Raw genomic sequence first — 15,135 nt, 5'->3', positions numbered from 1 at the left:
GATTCCGTCTACGCCAAAGCTTCGAGGCTCGGCCATTCGCGGGTGCAAATCCAGAGCACATGTAGTCAAGCGCTCATGCTGTCCCACAGCGGGGCGAGTCCGGGCGGATCGACAATTCGGCTGTCTGTCGTCGCCAACGCGTGTATTGCCGCCATGTCCGCGCCATCCAACTCAAAGTCGAATACCGCTAGATTCTGTGCCAGTCGATCGATCCGGGTGGTCCTCGAAAGCGCAACAATCCCACGCTGTTGAACAAGCCACCGCAAGACGATCTGGGCGATGGTCTTGTCATGGCGGGCCGCGATCTCCTTGAGCGTTGGGTCCGAGAAGACACGGCCAATCGCCATGCCGCAGTATCCTGTCACGGCAAGCCCCGCCTGCAGCGTGCTTTCGATGAGCAAGGACTGGTTCAGATACGGATGGTATTCGAACTGATTCGTCACGAGAGGAACCGCAGAGAGTCGGATAGATTCCGTCATCAATGCGCGGTTGAAATTGCTGACGCCGATGTGCCGAACCTTGCCGGCGCGTGCGACTGCATTGAGTCCCGCGATCTGCTCGGCCAGCGACACGTCCGATTGCGGCCAGTGCAGCAAAAGCAGATCGATATAGTCCGTCTTGAGCTTTCGGAGGCTCTCGTTGACGGATGCTTCGAAAAATCTCTCTGAGTAGTTGCTAACCCACACCTTGGTTGTCAGAAAGATTTCGCTTCTTGGAATGCCGGACGCGGCCACGCAGTCGCCGATTTCGCCCTCGTTACCGTAAATTTGCGCGGTATCGACATGACGGAAACCGGCACGAAGGGCTGCAGGAATGAGTCGATACACGTCGGCGCCACTCATTCCGTAAGTGCCAAAACCGATGGCCGGAATGGCCGCGCTACCAACATTGACGTTTTGCATGAGGTATTCCCGATAGAGTCTTCGCATCCTGCCGAAACCGCTTTTGGGGGATTACCCAATGCGGCCGCGGCGACGCAGTTGTGCCCCAATCTCCTTGATCCTCGTTTCCCCCGCACGCAACGCCTCTGACGACGTATGAACAGAGTAATAGCCAAGCACGAGATTGTGCGGATGGGCGACCGCGGAGCCGAGGACAAACTCCGAATCTTCGTCGGCTGTGAATGCCAAGACGTCTTCGGAGTCGCCAAACACGACAAGCTCGCTGGAGATGACTTCGTCGGCGATACGTAGCGCGCCGTGTTGGATGCTTAGCCAGGCGACGGTGTGACCAGCCGGCGGCGTGTACTGCCACTGCTCTCCAGCCGAAAGCCGCACGAGCAGGTAGTTGATGCCTGGGGGTGCGGGTACCGGGCTTTCGACATTTCCATAACGACCCAGGATGACGCGGGCCGGACCGGTGCGAGGGACTTCGTTCGCAGATAGATACTGGCTAAGGGGCGCGTCGAGTTCGAGCTCAGGTGGCAACGCGACCCACAGTTGATAGCCGCGCACCGGCCCATCGCCTCTGGCACGACCATCGTGCCACACGCCCCCACCCGCATTCATCCACTCGACGCCACCGGCTGGCATGATCCCTGATGCGCCCGTCGTATCTTCATATTCAACTTCACCCTCCAGCAACACGGTCGTCGTGGCGAGGCCGGAATGGGGATGCATGGAAAACCGCATTTCGGCTTTCGTCGAGCTATCGAAATAGTCGAGAAAGACAAAAGGTTTCAGCATCTCTCCAAGTTCGGCCGGGCTAACCAGCCGCTTTACGGGACCGTGTTGCCGACCTGCCGTCCGCGTGACTATCGCTCTTGCGCAGCGAAGCGGAGGTTTGAGCCGTAGTTTTCAAATCGAGCAATGCGCCATCTTCTGCAGAACTTTGCGATGGGATCGTTTCGAAAGACATGGTGTTGACTCCCAGTGGTACTCCGACAACAGAGAAACATCACGACGAGCCGATCGCACACCGGATCAGGCAAGCGATCGCCTCGACGAGTCCGTCTTCTTAGCTCGCCTTCAGAGGCGAAACACGCAAAACTATCCGCCCGGAGCGCGCGTCCAGGCTGAACGCGCCGGCACCGAACCAGGTGATCTGCAGGAGGCCACCGGCCATCATCACGTTCTTGAGGAAGTGAATCATCTGGTTTTGATCCGCGAAGTTGTGGTGAAAGAAAATCGCAGTGACCACACAGAACGCCGCCATCGCCAACGACACGACGCGAGCCCTGTAGCCCGACAGCAGCAGCAGGCCACCGCCCAGTTCGGTCAACACGGCAACGACGAACGCGAGTGGCGGCACGGGCAGACCCATGGCGGCAATATAGCCAACCGTCGCACCGTACGTCGCTAGTTTGCCCAGCCCGCTCATGACAAACGGTGCCCCGATCAGAATGCGGCCCAACAGCGGAAGAAATTTGAAACGTTCCATGACCATCTCCTAAGTGAGTTTGCGTAGGTGGAGTACAAAAAAGGGAATTAGCCGGCGTCCACCATCACCAGCTCGGAATCTTCAAGAGCGGAAATCTGCGCTGCAGCGACCTTCGCGATCGCCACGCCATCCAGCGGCCCAACGGGCTCGCCATTCACTTCAATGCGTCCCGAGGCCACGACGAGATAGGCACGGCGCGCTGCACCCAACTCGTGTCGAACGCTTTCTCCTGCCTTTAGCATCGCGCCAAGCACACGCGCATCGGCGCGAACAGGGAGCGCACCTTCATCGCCGGCAAATCCGCTGGCAAGGACTACGAATCGTCCAGACCGGTCGCCTTTGGGAAACGGCTTGGTGCCCCACGCGGGTTCACCACCAGCTTCACGAGGTAGCAGCCAGATCTGATAGAGCTTGAGCGGCACTTCGCCCCGGTTGAACTCGGCGTGACGTATGCCCCTGCCGGCGCTCATGACCTGCACATCGCCCGCGGGGATCGTTCCCTCGGATCCCAAGGTGTCACGATGCCCGAGCAGGCCCTGGCGCACATAGGTAATGATCTCCATGTCACGGTGCCCGTGCATGGGGAAACCGCTGCCAACGGCGATTTCGTCGTCGTTCCAGACAATCAGGGGACCCAAGGCGGCGTGCGTGGGATTGCCGTCGGCGCTCACCACGAAATGGTGTTTCGCACGCAGCCAGCCGAGTTCCGCCCCGTCCAATGATTCCCAACGCCTGTGTGTGAGCATGTCCGCCTCCGTTTCCCGCCATCGCAATGCGACGCTTGTCACCTGTGTCACCCGCCAAATTCGGCGCTGGTGTAAGTGTTGAGACGAATGCTATATTTGCAACGAACTCGTGCATAGATGCTGGATTGGAACGCATTGTTGCTACAGATAGAACGATCAGAAGGAGTTGAAGTCTGCCCATGAACGCAATCACCGACCTCAATGATCTTCGGCTCTTCTCAGAGGTGGTCGAGCATGGAAGCTACACGGCGGCCGCTCGCAGCCTCGGATTGCAGACGTCGAAACTCAGCCGGCGTATTCGCGCCCTGGAAGAAGAACTTGGCGTTCGCCTGCTCAATCGCACCAGCCGGAGCCTGTCCTTGACGGAAACCGGGCGTCAGTTCCATCAGCATTGCCTTGCGCTGGTGGCGGAAGCAAAGGCCGCCAAAGATATCGTGGACCGCACGCGCTCCAAGCCGCAGGGCACCGTGCGCATCGCCTGCCCCGTGGCCTTACTGGAATCCGGTATCTCCACACTCATCGCCCGATACGTACAAGACAACCCCGATGTCCAGGTCCTGCTTGATGCAACCAACCGCCGCGTGGATGTCGTCGAGGAAGGGCTGGACTTTGCCATCCGGGTCAGGCTTCCGCCGTTGGAGAATACCGATCTCGCCGTCCGCCAGTTGGGCTTGTCGATCCACGTTCTGGTTGCCAGTCCCGAACTGGCGGCGCGCCATCCGGCGCCCAGCTCGATCGAATCCGTGAAGGAATGGCCCACTCTCTCCATGGCCAGCAGCAGCGAGCGATTTGTCTGGAACCTGGTCGACGTCGAGGGACGCGTGACGTCATGGGTACATCAGCCCCGCTTGGCGACCGACGACCTGGCCAGCCTTCGGGTTGCGGCAATATCTGGCGTAGGCGTGGCAATGCTGCCCAGGGAGCTGGTTGAGGCCGATATTCAGGCCGGCCGCTTGCAACACCTGCTGCCAGGTCTGGCTAGCACACCGGGGCTTGTACATGCGATTTTCCCGTCGCGCCGAGGCATGGTTCCAGCCGTCCGTCACTTGCTCGATGCACTCGTTGCAGGATGCGAAGGTCTGAACCTGCAGCGCTAGAGCGGCCGGGCGCGGCCTCGGCATACAGACGTCGATGCTCAACTATCGAATTCGCACACGGTTCGCAATTAGGAAGAAGTCCAAACACGCCTTTTAGACTCGTTATGTTGCGAGAAAACCGCCGTCCACGGCCAGCTCGGCGCCCGTAACGAAGGAAGACCGATCCGACAGGAGCCATACCGCAGCGGCAGCAATTTCCTCCGGTAAGCCGATACGTCCGACGGGGTGAGAGGTCCGAAGCTTCTCGAGCAAGCCGGCAAATTGGGGGTCGGACGTAAGCGCTTGAACCATGGGCGTATCCACAGCGCCGGGAAGAATGGCGTTGACGCGAATATGCTGGTGGCCATAGTCGACTGCGGCACCTTTTGTCAAACCCAATACCCCACCCTTCGACCCACAATAATCGGCCGAGCGTGGCACCGCCACCCGACCAAGAGCGGAAGATGTGTTGACAATGGCGCCGCCGGTTTGCAACATCGCGCGTATCTCATGTTTCATGCAGAAGAATACGCCGTCGTAGTTGACGCTTTGAATACGGCGCCATTGCGTAGCGGTCAAGTCGTGCAGCAAGACGTTCGTTTGGGCGAGGCCGGCGTTGTTGAACGCGCCGTCGAGCCGTCCGAACTTGTCCACCGCTGCCGCCACGAGCGCTTCGACCTGCGCTTCATCGGCGACGTCTGTTGCCACGAAAATAGCTTCGCCGTCCTGTTGCCGAATCACCGATACGGTGTCCTCCCCCGGATGCTCGCCTACTTCGAAGCACACACGTATCTCGGCTCGGATTCGCGCGACACGATCGCGCTCGCCAACAAAGTCTCCGGCCAGCAGCCGACGAAGTTTGCCGCATGGGCCAAAGCGAACTTCGCAATCCCGGCAGCCACCTGAAAACACACCTTCTTCGAACGAGAAGGCTCCTTGAAGCACACGAAGAACGGGCGAGTCCCCGCTGTCATAGCCGAGTCCAAACAAGGCCATCAACCCGTCACCCATGTCGTTGTCGATGTAGCCCCCGTCCTTTTCGATCGACTGATCGCCGGTGAGGTTCGCTAGCAAGAGCGATCAAAACAATCGCAAGCATAGGAGAGACGCAAGAAGCGCCGGATGATTCCATAGCGCCAGGCACAACAGAATACCAGGCAACAAAGAGAGACTGACATTAGCCATATCCTGTTGATCACGTCCAGGCCGCGTCTGTCCGCCATCGCGGCTTGACCTGTTCGAAGTGTACTCATCGAACCACGAACGAGCTAATACCCATGAGCCGGATTCCTACCCACACAGTCGAGGGCACGCCCGATGCGTCGATAGGTACTCTCGAGTTGCCCGAGACTACATCCTGCTCGCCATGAAAGATCTGATGTTCATTTACATCGGAAGGTCATCCGTTCATTGAACAACGGGAACGCTCCGCGAAAGCCACATCCATCTGGTTCAATACGCTTATATCCAAGCCGCGAAGCGCCGAGTTAATCAGATCGAGATAGACTCCGATATACCTTCGTCGCTTTTTGTGGCGACGAGCAATGGGGCTTGCCTCGTCGCATCGACCGAAATACCGTCCACCAGCCCTATTGCAAGGCGATCAAGATAGTCGGCCCAGTCTTGCGCCATCTTGGTACATTGCTCGATAAATTGCGTTCTATCGTAGGCGTCCCCCAACTCCTCATCGCTGCTATGGGCCAGATGGCGCTCCACCACTTCCTTGTCGTAACCAAGTCGCTCACGAATTAACGTACGGGCGGTCGCACGGAAACCGTGACCCGTCATTTCTTGCCCCGAATAACCCAGCGTACGGAGAGCAGCGTTGATAGCACCGTCTGAAATAGGAACACCGGCCTTCCGGCTTGGAAAGACATAGCCCGTCGGTCCCGTCAAAATATAGAGATCCCTCAGTATCGATACGGCCTGGCGCGACAGTGGCACCAGATGAGGGGGACCACTTCGTTTGCGTTCAAGTTTTCCCTTCACCATCGCTGCGGGGCACACCCACAGGCCACCCTTCAGATCGAATTGCTCCCACGCCGCGCGCCTTATTTGGCCCGGCCGCTGAAACACTAGTGGAGTGAACTGCAAAGCAGCACGGACTATGAGCGTGCCCTTGTAGGAGTGGATAGCGCGAAACGAGCTGCCCAGTGCCTCCGGCTCCGTAATCGCGGCGTAGTGCTTTACAGGGGGCACCCGAACGCCGCCGACTAGTCTCAGCCGCGAGGTTTACCCCGAGGCAAAACCCGTCCCGTATGTCGAACTCGCTTACCTCGATCGCGTTGTTTTGATTAGCTCCTTGTTCGCCTACCCTTCCGCTTTAACCTGAGAATGTCAAGCAGAGTGCTTGTAACTTATTCCCGCGACAGGGCTTCAGGCATTCGGTGGTGTGCATTTTGCTTAACTGTTGCAGTTCAAGGATTCCGGCATCGGATCGGATTCCAACAAGGAGGAGACAATGCGCAATGACATCGGCCACGACGTTGCCGCGGTAGGAGGCGCCGTCTGGCTCACTCCGTTGATCTGCGATTCGCACGAGCGCTCGGAGGCCTTCGGGCTAACTACATCCAGCCGGCCCGACTATGACGTCTTGCCCGCGTCCGAGCTGAATCTGAAGCTGGAGCAAAGCCGGGTGCTGTACGCGCACGCCATGCCGGTGATGGCGACGCTGCGCGAACAGATTCTCAATACCCAAAGCATGATCGTCCTCACCAACGCAGACGGGCTGGTGCTTCATTCGACCGGTGATGATGACTTCCTGAAGCGTGCGGAAAAGGTCGCCCTGCGGCCAGGAGCGAACTGGGCGGAGGATCGCCAGGGTACCAATGCAATCGGTACCGCGATAGCCGAGCGCTGTCCCACTGTGGTCCATGGCGACCAGCATTACTTGGCGGCGAATCGCTTTCTGACCTGCTCCAGCGTCCCAATCCTCGATCCCTATGGTGAATTGATCGGTGTGCTCGACGTGACCGGTGATCATCGCAGCTACCATCAGCACACGATGGCTTTGGCGAAGATGTCGGTTCAAATGATTGAAAACCATCTGTTCGCCAGCATCTTCAGCGAAACGTTGCGAATCCGTTTTCACGGCCGCCCAGAATTCCTCGGCACATTGATGGAAGGAATGGTCGCGTTCACGAGCGATGGCCGCTTTCTCTCTGCCAATCGCAGCGCCCAGTTTCAGTTAGGGCTTCCCCTGACGGCGCTGCGCGCACACACCCTCGCCTCGCTCTTCGGATTGCCCTGTTCGCAATTGATCGACCGCATGAGCAACAATCAGGGCCAGCCCATACCGCTTTGCCTCCACGACGGCGTCGTCGTTAGCGCCAACGTGGAATACCGCCGTCAAGCAGCGGCAACCGATTTTGCCGACCGAGGGCCACGCGCCGCACCAGGCGCGACAATGCGCGCCGCTTCGGGCTCGTTTGCGAGGTGCAGCGGACTGTCAGGCCTGAATAGCCTTGACACCGGCGACCCCCAGGTCGCCGTGGTGATTGCGAAGATCCGTAGGGTTATCAAACGCGACATCCCCATTCTGATCAATGGCGAAACCGGAACGGGAAAGGAGCTGCTCGCGCAGGCCATCCATCAGGATTCACCGCGGGCGTCCGGCCCGTTCGTGGCGGTCAACTGCGCATCAATACCAGAAACGCTGATCGAATCCGAACTCTTCGGCTACGAGGAAGGAGCATTCACTGGCGCACGGCGCAAGGGGGCCTCTGGCAAGCTTCTCCAGGCCGATGGCGGCACCTTGTTCCTGGATGAAATCGGTGACATGCCTTATGCGCTGCAAGCTCGTCTGCTGCGCGTGTTGCAGGAGCGCCTGGTCAATCCGCTCGGGTCGACCAAGTCGATTCCGGTAGATGTCGCGATCGTCTGCGCGACGCACCGCGATCTGCGGGAGATGATCGCGGAACACCGGTTTCGCGAGGATCTCTATTACCGCCTGAACGGCCTCGTCGTGAAGTTGCCGCCGCTGCGCGAGCGCTCCGATTTGACCGCCGTTGCGCAGCAAATGCTTAGGCAGGAGGCGCGTTGCAACGCTCACGGCGTGAACCTTTCGATCGCACCGGACGTGATGCGCCTGTTCGCGCAGTGCCGATGGCCGGGCAACTTCCGCCAGCTCGGAAATTTGCTACGCACGGCCGCTGCCATGGTGGAACCTGACGGGCAAATCACGACCGAGCATCTGCCTGACGATTTCTTCGACGACCTGCGATGCTGCAGCAACACGCAGAGGACACCGGTCAAGGCAGCGCCGGCCACCGAACCTATCCTTCAAGAGGTCACGGCGATCGCGATTACAAGGGCGCTCGAGCGTCATCGCGGTAACGTTTCGGCTGCGGCTCGCGCGCTCGGCATCTCGCGCAACACGATCTACCGCAAGGTAGTGGTCCCGCGAGCCGTTATCGACACTGTCGGCGAATCCGGATATTGATGCGCGAAGCCGGCGCACCGATTGTTCTGCGTTGCTCCGTTGCGCAACATCGCTGTACCAATTTGCAACACCATCGGCACGGATCACGCGAGACATGAAGCGTCTGCGAAACGCGCTGACGCGAACGGGCCAACGTTCTACCGGCACGAAGCTTGCGTAATTCGAGCTGACCGTTTCCAACGAACGGTTCGTTGATGCTCATTACACACCCACAGGAGACACACATGAACTGGACCACCCCCGCCTACACCGACCTGCGCTTCGGCTTCGAAATTACGATGTATATCGCTACCCGGTAGTCTCTGACCGCGTGCCGGGCACGATAAGCGCAATACAGTGCCCGGTGCGATCAATGCGACCTGCCTGCGTTGAGCGGAGTGGCCGAAGAGCGTGCGGCATCCGCGGTGAGCTTATTTGGACTCGCGCCGTACCCATTGGAATAGAGCAGAAACGCCATGATGTCGGCATAGTCCTGATCTCGCATCTTGCCTGGCCGATCCGCAGGCATGTTGGTCGCCATGTACCCAAACACCCCTCCGATCGTCAGGTGAGAATTTGCCGCAGGCGCGAACGCCGGTCCACGCAATGCCGGTGCAGTGACTCCCTCGAGGACAGGTCCGTGGCACTTGGCACACGCGCTCGAATACAAGGTCTTGCCGTGAGCAACCTGCGCCTTGTTGAACGCCGGAGCGTCGACGGGCAGGCTCATATCGACCTTGATAAATCTGCCCTCCTGACTGGAGTCGGCCAGGCGCTCAGGGCCGTCGAGGAACGCAGGCGGGACGGTCTTCGCTTGCGTCGCTTTCACGCCACCCGGCAGACTCCATGCTTGCGTCAAGGCGGCAAGGCGGCCATCGGCGGTCATCTTGGCAAGCGCTGCATCGACGCGCTTCTTTAGCACCGTGTTTTTCGAATCGAACGCGAACACGAGAGCCCAGTCGGCATAGGGCGATGTCGCCGAGACGATATCGAAGCGCTGTGCCGGGTGCTTGCCCTGGTACGCCACGACGGCGGGATACCAGACAATGGCCCGCCGGGCGCGCCCTCTCGCTACTGCATCCACCGTCAATTCCGGCGAGTTCTCAAGGTCGAGTTCGACATCTCGCTGCTGTACTGCGATGAGCTGTGCGGGGCTCGCATAGGTTGCCGCCACCACATCCGGGGCACCGGCCTGCCCGCCTCCATCGCGCAAGCTCAAGCTGATGTAGCCCGATTTCAGATAGCCGCTGGAAAATAACAATTTGCTGCCCGATCCATCGGCCACCGGGGAGCGCGGAAAGCCGGCTATCACGTCGCATTGCTTCTTGAACACCTTGTCGAGTTCTTTAAGCGAAATGCCGTCGTCGTCGCCATCGCCGATACCCCGGTTGCCGAACGATACGGTCAGGCCGGCCACATTGAAAACCTCACGCGCAACGGTCTGGTCGAGTACCGTCGAGGGACTGCCGGGAAACGTACATATGCGCACGTGGGCGTTGGAGACTGCCGGCGTCAAGGCTGCCGCAGCCAGAACGGCTGCGTTTGCAAGAGCTTGCAAATGGATTTTCATAAAAGGTCTTCCGATGAGAGCTATAGCGTGCCGTGATCCTCGGCCTCAAGAGCCGGTCGGGATCTCGGCAGGGTTACACGATCAGCCGCGCTTTAGCGCAAACACGTAGAGCGTTCCGCCGCGTGCGACCTTCTCCGCGGCTTTCGCCATCGGTCCGCCCCAGATCGGATTTGCACCGCCGTAACCGGTCAGTACAGCGACATATTCCTGTCCGTCGATTTCATAGACCGAAGGTTGAGCGATGATGCCGCTCGCGAGCTTCGGGCTTTGCCACAGGACCTTTCCTGTGGTTTCGTCGAAGGCGTACAGATGACCGTCGAGTGAACCGCTGAACGCCAGACCGCCGGCAGTCGTAGTAACGCCTCCGTTCCACGGAAGTTTTGTCCAATGGCTCCAGACTTTCTTGCCCGTGTTCACGTCGATGGCCTGTAGCTCGCCATAGCCCTTGCTGCCCGGTTCCGGCTTGATCTCAAAACCTTCACCCAGGTAGGGCAGCCCTTCCATGAAGTTCACGGCTTTGCCAGAGAGCGACATGCAGGCGTGCAGCGATGGCACAAAGGCAAGGTGCTTGTCGGGATCGTAGGACATCGACCACCAGTTCTTGCCGCCGAGGAAGCTCGGGCACGTGTCGATAGTCGAGCCGACCTTCGGATACTTGGCATCGTCCTGAATCGGTGCACCTTCCGGCGTATATCCCTTGACCGACGTCGCCGTCACAAAGGGTTTCGCGTAAATAAGCTTGCCGGTGGTTCGATCGATCGCGTGGAAATAGCCGTTGCGATCTGCGTGGACGATCGCGTCGTAGTCTTTATTCTCGTACGTGATCTTGGCCAGAACGGGCGTGTTGACGCCGTCATAGTCCCAGGAATCGTGACGCGTGTACTGATAATGCCACCTGAGATCGCCGGTTTTCGGGTCCATCGCCAGCAGCGAGTCCGAATACAGATTGTCGCCCGGGCGCAGGTCCGCAAGCCATGGTCCCGGATTGCCAACGCCCCAGTAGAGTGTCTTCGACACGGCGTCGTAAGTACCCGTCAGCCACGCAGGCGCTCCGCCATGCTCCTGCATGCCCTTTGGCCAGGTATCGCCGTATTTTTCGGTTGCAGTTGGCACCGTAAAGCGCTTCCACAACACAGCACCGTCGTCGGGATTGAGCGCTGCGATAAAGCCACGTGCTCCATATTCGCCCCCGGCACTGCCGACGACGATCGCGTCGTCGAGCGCGAGCGGAGCGAGCGAAAACGCGTAACCGATACCCGGTTCGAACATCTGCTTTTTCCATGCGACCGCGCCGGTTTCTGCGTCCAGTGCTGCAATATCGCCGCTAAGCATCGCGATATAAACCCTCTTGCCATAAAGCGCGACGCCCCTGTTGATTACGTCACAGCAAGCTGTCTTGAACGATTCCGCATCTAGCTTCGGCTCGTACTTCCAGCGTTGCTTGCCGGTTGCCGCGTCGAACGCATACACATTGTCCTTTGGCGTGGTAACGAACAGATATCGACCGTTCACGATGGGCGTGGCCTCGAAACCCTGTTGAAGCTCGGCCGGAAACTTGTAACTCCAGACCTGCTTGAGATCCGCAGCGTTCGATGTGTCGATTTGCTTGAGTGGCGAGTGCGACTGTCCGTCGTACGAGCGATAGTAAGTCAGCCAGCCCGGATCGTTCTGCGCCTTTGTGAGCCGTTCATATGTCACGGGCGGATAAGGATCGGCTGCGACGGCAGTCCCTGCCGTGAGACCCACGATGACACCAATGCTCGTTGCAAGCGGTCCGCATGTCAGCGCCAAAATAGAATACCTTTTCATACCTGTCTCCTGGTGAGTATCAGCGCGAGTAAGGCGGCGACACCTTCGTCTTGTAGGTGAAAATCGGGCTACGAAATGTTCAAGGCAAGTCGCATGCCATTGACCGATAAACGAGGTATTCCTAAGGGTTGGCGGTGTGCCACGGGATCGGGCGCGAGTCGATGGTCCGTGTCGTCGCGGGCATGAAGTGTTGCAACGGGGTACAGGGACCGGTGCGACCTGTTGCTAAACAGGGCAATCGTTGCGAAGAGCTGGCGAATGGACGAGACCTACATCCGGGTCAAGGGTGAATGGAGGTATCTCTATCGGGCAGTCGACAAGGGCGGCAACACCATCGATTTTCTGTTGCGTGCGCATCGGGACAAGGTTGCAGCCCAGCGCTACTTTGAGAAATCGATCGCTCGGAATGGCGTCCCCGAGACGGTGACGATAGACAAAAGCGGCGCCAATCTCGCTGCGCTAGAAGCCATCAATGCCGATCGTGAAACGCCCATCAAGATCCGCCAGTCAAAATATCTCAACTACCTCGTCGAGCGGGACCATCGGGCGATCAAGCAACGCGCGCGCCCCACGTCGGGGTTCACGAATTTCCGCTGCGCGCGAATCCTGTTAAGCGGCATCGAGCGGATGCATATGATTGTTAAGGGACAGCCGGTGAGTAGTCGCCATTCTGTACCGCAATTGCCGTTATTTATTGCGGATAAACGCTCACCAGAAAATCTCCGAACGTATCGAAGACAGGGCTGTTTTCTTGCGTTGCGTCAACAGCAGGCAGTTCAGCATTTTCCTCTTCGACGACAATAAAGCAAAACTCGGGCGCCGACACTGAAAGTGCTGCCCGGGCGTCCGCAAGATCCTTCTCCGCGTCGCGAAGTAAGCTCGTCTGCTCCGCCACGAAGGGCCGTCCAGGCAACGGCGGATCTTTCCGGATCATGCGCACGGTCACCTTTGATTCGTTAAGCATCGCAGGGGGCACCAGGGAGAACTCGCAGAACGAGAGCGTCCCCGGTTTCTCTCCAACCTCCAGAAAAAATTGCATACCCTCATAGGTCGCTGCATATCGTCTTGCCTCGCCCACCACCGTGAATCCGCCTTTCGTAAAGTGGTCTTTAAATTCGGCGATCGCGGTGCTTTTAGCCTGAGCGACGGCTGCATTCAACCGCTCGGCAAATTGCCTTTGCAGCGGCCCGACCTGTGCCTTCAATCTTGCAATTTCTTTAACGGTTCGAAGATCCATCACTTTTCTCTATGGGTTGCCCAACATGGTGCGTCGTTCTGGCGAAAAAGCCATCCGCGCGAGGCGCGGTTGAACCCGTTGCGTCAGGCCGGAAATTCAACGTATTAGATACGCAAAACAAACTCATCGCGGAATTTACCAGGACCTCCTTTACACGAATTATCAGGCAAGAGCATCAAGCGACAGTCAGCGACACGACACTTACAACCCGCGGCATCTCGATCTCGACGCTGTGTTCGCGCCCATCGTCGATTAGTTGCACCTCGCCGTTGGGTTGCGACACGCCATCGAGAACGACACGCTGCAAGCCGTCGCCCGTGGACTGGCTGACTGTCACGAGAAAGAGCGTATTGCCGAAGCAGTAGCGCAACTCAAACGAGTCCCAATTGGCCGGCAGGAGCGGTGCGACGCTCAAGCGATCGCCTCTGACCCGCAACCCAAGCAACGACTCAAGGAGCAGCCGGTACATCCAGGCCGCCGAACCCGTGTACCAGCTCCACCCGCCCCTCCCCGCATGTGAGCCTACGCCGTAGACGTCGGCGGTCATGACATAAGGTTCAACCTTGTATTGTTCGATCGCGGGCCCATTGTTGCCATGAAGGACAGGGTTGATCATCCGCAGTAGTTCCCAGGCGCGCTCGCGCTCGCCCAGCACGGCGAACGCCATCGTCGCCCATATCGCCGCGTGCGTGTATTGACCTCCGTTTTCGCGCACGCCCGGCACGTAACCCTTGATATAGCCAGGATCGAGCGCTGAACGGTCGAAAGGGGGATCGAGGAGCTGGATCAGCCCGGCGTCACGCTTGACGAGATAGCGATCGAGCGAAGCCATCGCCTCGCGCTGCCGTTCATCGGGACCCGCTCCAGACAGCACCGACCAGCTTTGCGCGATCGAATCAATCCTGCATTCTTCATTGCTGGCGGATCCGAGTGGCGTGCCATCGTCGAAATACGCACGCCGATACCATTCGCCATCCCAGCCATGCGCCTCGAGATTGTTTCGCAGCACGACCGCGTGGCTCTGGCAACGGCTCGCGAAGGCGGTATCGTCGTGGGCCTTTGCCGTTTCGGCGAATCTGAGCAGGACGTCGTAGAGGAAGAAGCCAAGCCATACGCTTTCACCGCGACCCTGTGCCCCCACGCGGTTCATGCCGTCATTCCAGTCGCCGCAACCGATCAGCGGCAGCCCATGCGCACCCTGCGTCAGGCCATGTTCGATGGCCCGCACGCAATGTTCGTAGAGTGTTTCGACCAGCGCCGAAGGTCCCGGCAGGCCGTAGTAAGAGTCCTCGCCCGGATTGACCGGCCGCCCTTCGACATACCCGACGCGCTCATCGAGCACGCTGGTGTCGCCGGTGATGCTCACGTAGCGGCTGGTTGCCACGGCAAGCCACAGGTAGTCGTCGGAGCAATCGGTACGCACGCCGCGGCCGAGCGGCGGGTGCCACCAGTGCTGCACGTCGCCCTCTGGAAACTGATGGGCCGCGCACAGCAAGAGATGCTCCCGGGCAAGTTGCGGCGTGGCATGGATCATCGCCATGGAGTCCTGCAATTGGTCGCGAAAGCCGAATGCACCACCGGACTGGTAGTAGCCACTGCGCGCCCAGAACCGGCAAGCTATCACCTGATACATCAGCCAGCCGTTCACCAGCACGTCAACAGCCGGTTCGGGCGTTCGGACCTGCACGCGGCCCAGCGTTGCCTGCCAGTGCTTGCGTACTGCATCGAGCGCGTTGGCCGCACCCGCGCCACGAAACTCTTTCGCGATGCCACCGGCGGACTGGGCGTCGTGCGCCGCACCCATTCGGAAAACGATTTCGCGACTGTCGCCATCGGCCAGATCGAAGTCTGCCTTGAGCGCCGCGCACGGGTCGAGCCCGGCGCCCGCGCGTCCGGAC

13 protein-coding genes and 1 pseudogene are annotated in these 15,135 nt (G+C 59.2%); 4 read left to right on the top strand and 10 right to left on the bottom strand.

From position 1 onward, the window contains the following. Positions 1 to 65: 65 nt before the first annotated feature. From EOS_RS36140 to EOS_RS36125, 4 genes are all read right to left on the bottom strand, one after another. Positions 66 to 902, bottom strand: coding sequence for an aldo/keto reductase (locus EOS_RS36140; RefSeq protein WP_047897019.1), 837 nt, complete (start codon positions 900 to 902; stop codon positions 66 to 68). Between the two features lie 51 nt (positions 903 to 953). Next, complete coding sequence (locus EOS_RS36135) at positions 954 to 1,757, bottom strand: pirin family protein (RefSeq protein ID WP_047897018.1); 804 nt, start codon at positions 1,755 to 1,757, stop codon at positions 954 to 956. Between the two features lie 199 nt (positions 1,758 to 1,956). Beyond that, the gene (locus EOS_RS36130) at positions 1,957 to 2,379 is read right to left on the bottom strand and encodes a DoxX family protein (protein WP_047897017.1); all 423 of its coding nucleotides are present in this window, start codon (positions 2,377 to 2,379) and stop codon (positions 1,957 to 1,959) included. Positions 2,380 to 2,426: 47 nt separating this feature from the next. After that, complete coding sequence (locus tag EOS_RS36125; protein WP_047897016.1) at positions 2,427 to 3,125, bottom strand: pirin family protein; 699 nt, start codon at positions 3,123 to 3,125, stop codon at positions 2,427 to 2,429. Positions 3,126 to 3,304: 179 nt separating this feature from the next. Between EOS_RS36125 and EOS_RS36120 the strand changes: the two genes are divergently transcribed. Further along, the gene (locus EOS_RS36120; RefSeq protein WP_047897015.1) at positions 3,305 to 4,222 is read left to right on the top strand and encodes a LysR substrate-binding domain-containing protein; all 918 of its coding nucleotides are present in this window, start codon (positions 3,305 to 3,307) and stop codon (positions 4,220 to 4,222) included. A 102-nt stretch (positions 4,223 to 4,324) separates the two neighbouring features. Here the strand turns inward: EOS_RS36120 and EOS_RS36115 are convergent, their stop codons facing one another. Both EOS_RS36115 and EOS_RS36110 read right to left on the bottom strand, forming a co-directional pair. Beyond that, complete coding sequence (locus EOS_RS36115) at positions 4,325 to 5,275, bottom strand: SDR family oxidoreductase (RefSeq protein WP_235443070.1); 951 nt, start codon at positions 5,273 to 5,275, stop codon at positions 4,325 to 4,327. Positions 5,276 to 5,692: 417 nt separating this feature from the next. After that, positions 5,693 to 6,400 carry a tyrosine-type recombinase/integrase gene (locus tag EOS_RS36110; RefSeq protein ID WP_053064165.1) on the bottom strand — a complete coding sequence of 236 codons (708 nt, stop codon included), beginning with the start codon at positions 6,398 to 6,400 and terminating at the stop codon, positions 5,693 to 5,695. Positions 6,401 to 6,662: 262 nt separating this feature from the next. On the opposite strand from EOS_RS36110, the gene EOS_RS36105 reads away from it, so the two are divergent. Both EOS_RS36105 and pqqA read left to right on the top strand, forming a co-directional pair. Further along, entirely contained in the window at positions 6,663 to 8,642 is a 1,980-nt protein-coding gene (locus EOS_RS36105; protein ID WP_047897051.1) for a sigma-54-dependent Fis family transcriptional regulator, read from the top strand. Between the two features lie 224 nt (positions 8,643 to 8,866). Next, positions 8,867 to 8,941 carry a pyrroloquinoline quinone precursor peptide PqqA gene (gene pqqA / locus EOS_RS36100; protein WP_063779127.1) on the top strand — a complete coding sequence of 25 codons (75 nt, stop codon included), beginning with the start codon at positions 8,867 to 8,869 and terminating at the stop codon, positions 8,939 to 8,941. 50 nt (positions 8,942 to 8,991) lie between these two features. Here the strand turns inward: pqqA and EOS_RS36095 are convergent, their stop codons facing one another. Together EOS_RS36095 and EOS_RS36090 are read right to left on the bottom strand one after the other, a co-directional pair. Continuing rightward, positions 8,992 to 10,191: a c-type cytochrome gene (locus EOS_RS36095; protein WP_047897013.1), complete on the bottom strand. Its 1,200-nt coding sequence runs from the start codon at positions 10,189 to 10,191 to the stop codon at positions 8,992 to 8,994. 81 nt (positions 10,192 to 10,272) lie between these two features. After that, positions 10,273 to 12,000, bottom strand: a complete 1,728-nt coding sequence (locus tag EOS_RS36090; protein WP_047897012.1) for a methanol/ethanol family PQQ-dependent dehydrogenase — start codon at positions 11,998 to 12,000, stop codon at positions 10,273 to 10,275. 240 nt (positions 12,001 to 12,240) lie between these two features. Between EOS_RS36090 and EOS_RS45145 the strand changes: the two are divergent. Beyond that, positions 12,241 to 12,651: pseudogene (locus EOS_RS45145) on the top strand (IS6 family transposase); the annotation flags it as partial. A gap of 40 nt (positions 12,652 to 12,691) precedes the next feature. Here EOS_RS45145 and EOS_RS46685 read toward each other — a convergent pair. After that, entirely contained in the window at positions 12,692 to 13,237 is a 546-nt protein-coding gene (locus EOS_RS46685; protein WP_047897011.1) for a hypothetical protein, read from the bottom strand. A gap of 175 nt (positions 13,238 to 13,412) precedes the next feature. Beyond that, positions 13,413 to 15,135 (bottom strand): GH36-type glycosyl hydrolase domain-containing protein (locus EOS_RS36080; protein WP_047897010.1); only part of this gene is annotated, 1,723 nt, incomplete at its 5' end.

Source organism: Caballeronia mineralivorans PML1(12) (assembly GCF_001028175.1).
Lineage (GTDB): Bacteria > Pseudomonadota > Gammaproteobacteria > Burkholderiales > Burkholderiaceae > Caballeronia > Caballeronia mineralivorans.
Note: the sequence above shows the minus strand (reverse complement) of the source record. Positions and strands in the feature narration are given on the sequence as shown.

Excerpts from the sequence above, each read along its gene's own strand:
- EOS_RS36140 (WP_047897019.1), bottom strand. The coding sequence starts at position 902 with ATGCAAAACGTCAATGTTGGTAGCGCGGCCATTCCGGCCATCGGTTTT.
- EOS_RS36130 (WP_047897017.1), bottom strand. The coding sequence starts at position 2,379 with ATGGAACGTTTCAAATTTCTTCCGCTGTTGGGCCGCATTCTGATCGGG.
- EOS_RS36125 (WP_047897016.1), bottom strand. The coding sequence starts at position 3,125 with ATGCTCACACACAGGCGTTGGGAATCATTGGACGGGGCGGAACTCGGC.
- EOS_RS36120 (WP_047897015.1), top strand. The coding sequence starts at position 3,305 with ATGAACGCAATCACCGACCTCAATGATCTTCGGCTCTTCTCAGAGGTG.
- EOS_RS36105 (WP_047897051.1), top strand. The coding sequence starts at position 6,663 with ATGCGCAATGACATCGGCCACGACGTTGCCGCGGTAGGAGGCGCCGTC.
- EOS_RS36095 (WP_047897013.1), bottom strand. The coding sequence starts at position 10,191 with ATGAAAATCCATTTGCAAGCTCTTGCAAACGCAGCCGTTCTGGCTGCG.
- EOS_RS36090 (WP_047897012.1), bottom strand. The coding sequence starts at position 12,000 with ATGAAAAGGTATTCTATTTTGGCGCTGACATGCGGACCGCTTGCAACG.
- EOS_RS46685 (WP_047897011.1), bottom strand. The coding sequence starts at position 13,237 with ATGGATCTTCGAACCGTTAAAGAAATTGCAAGATTGAAGGCACAGGTC.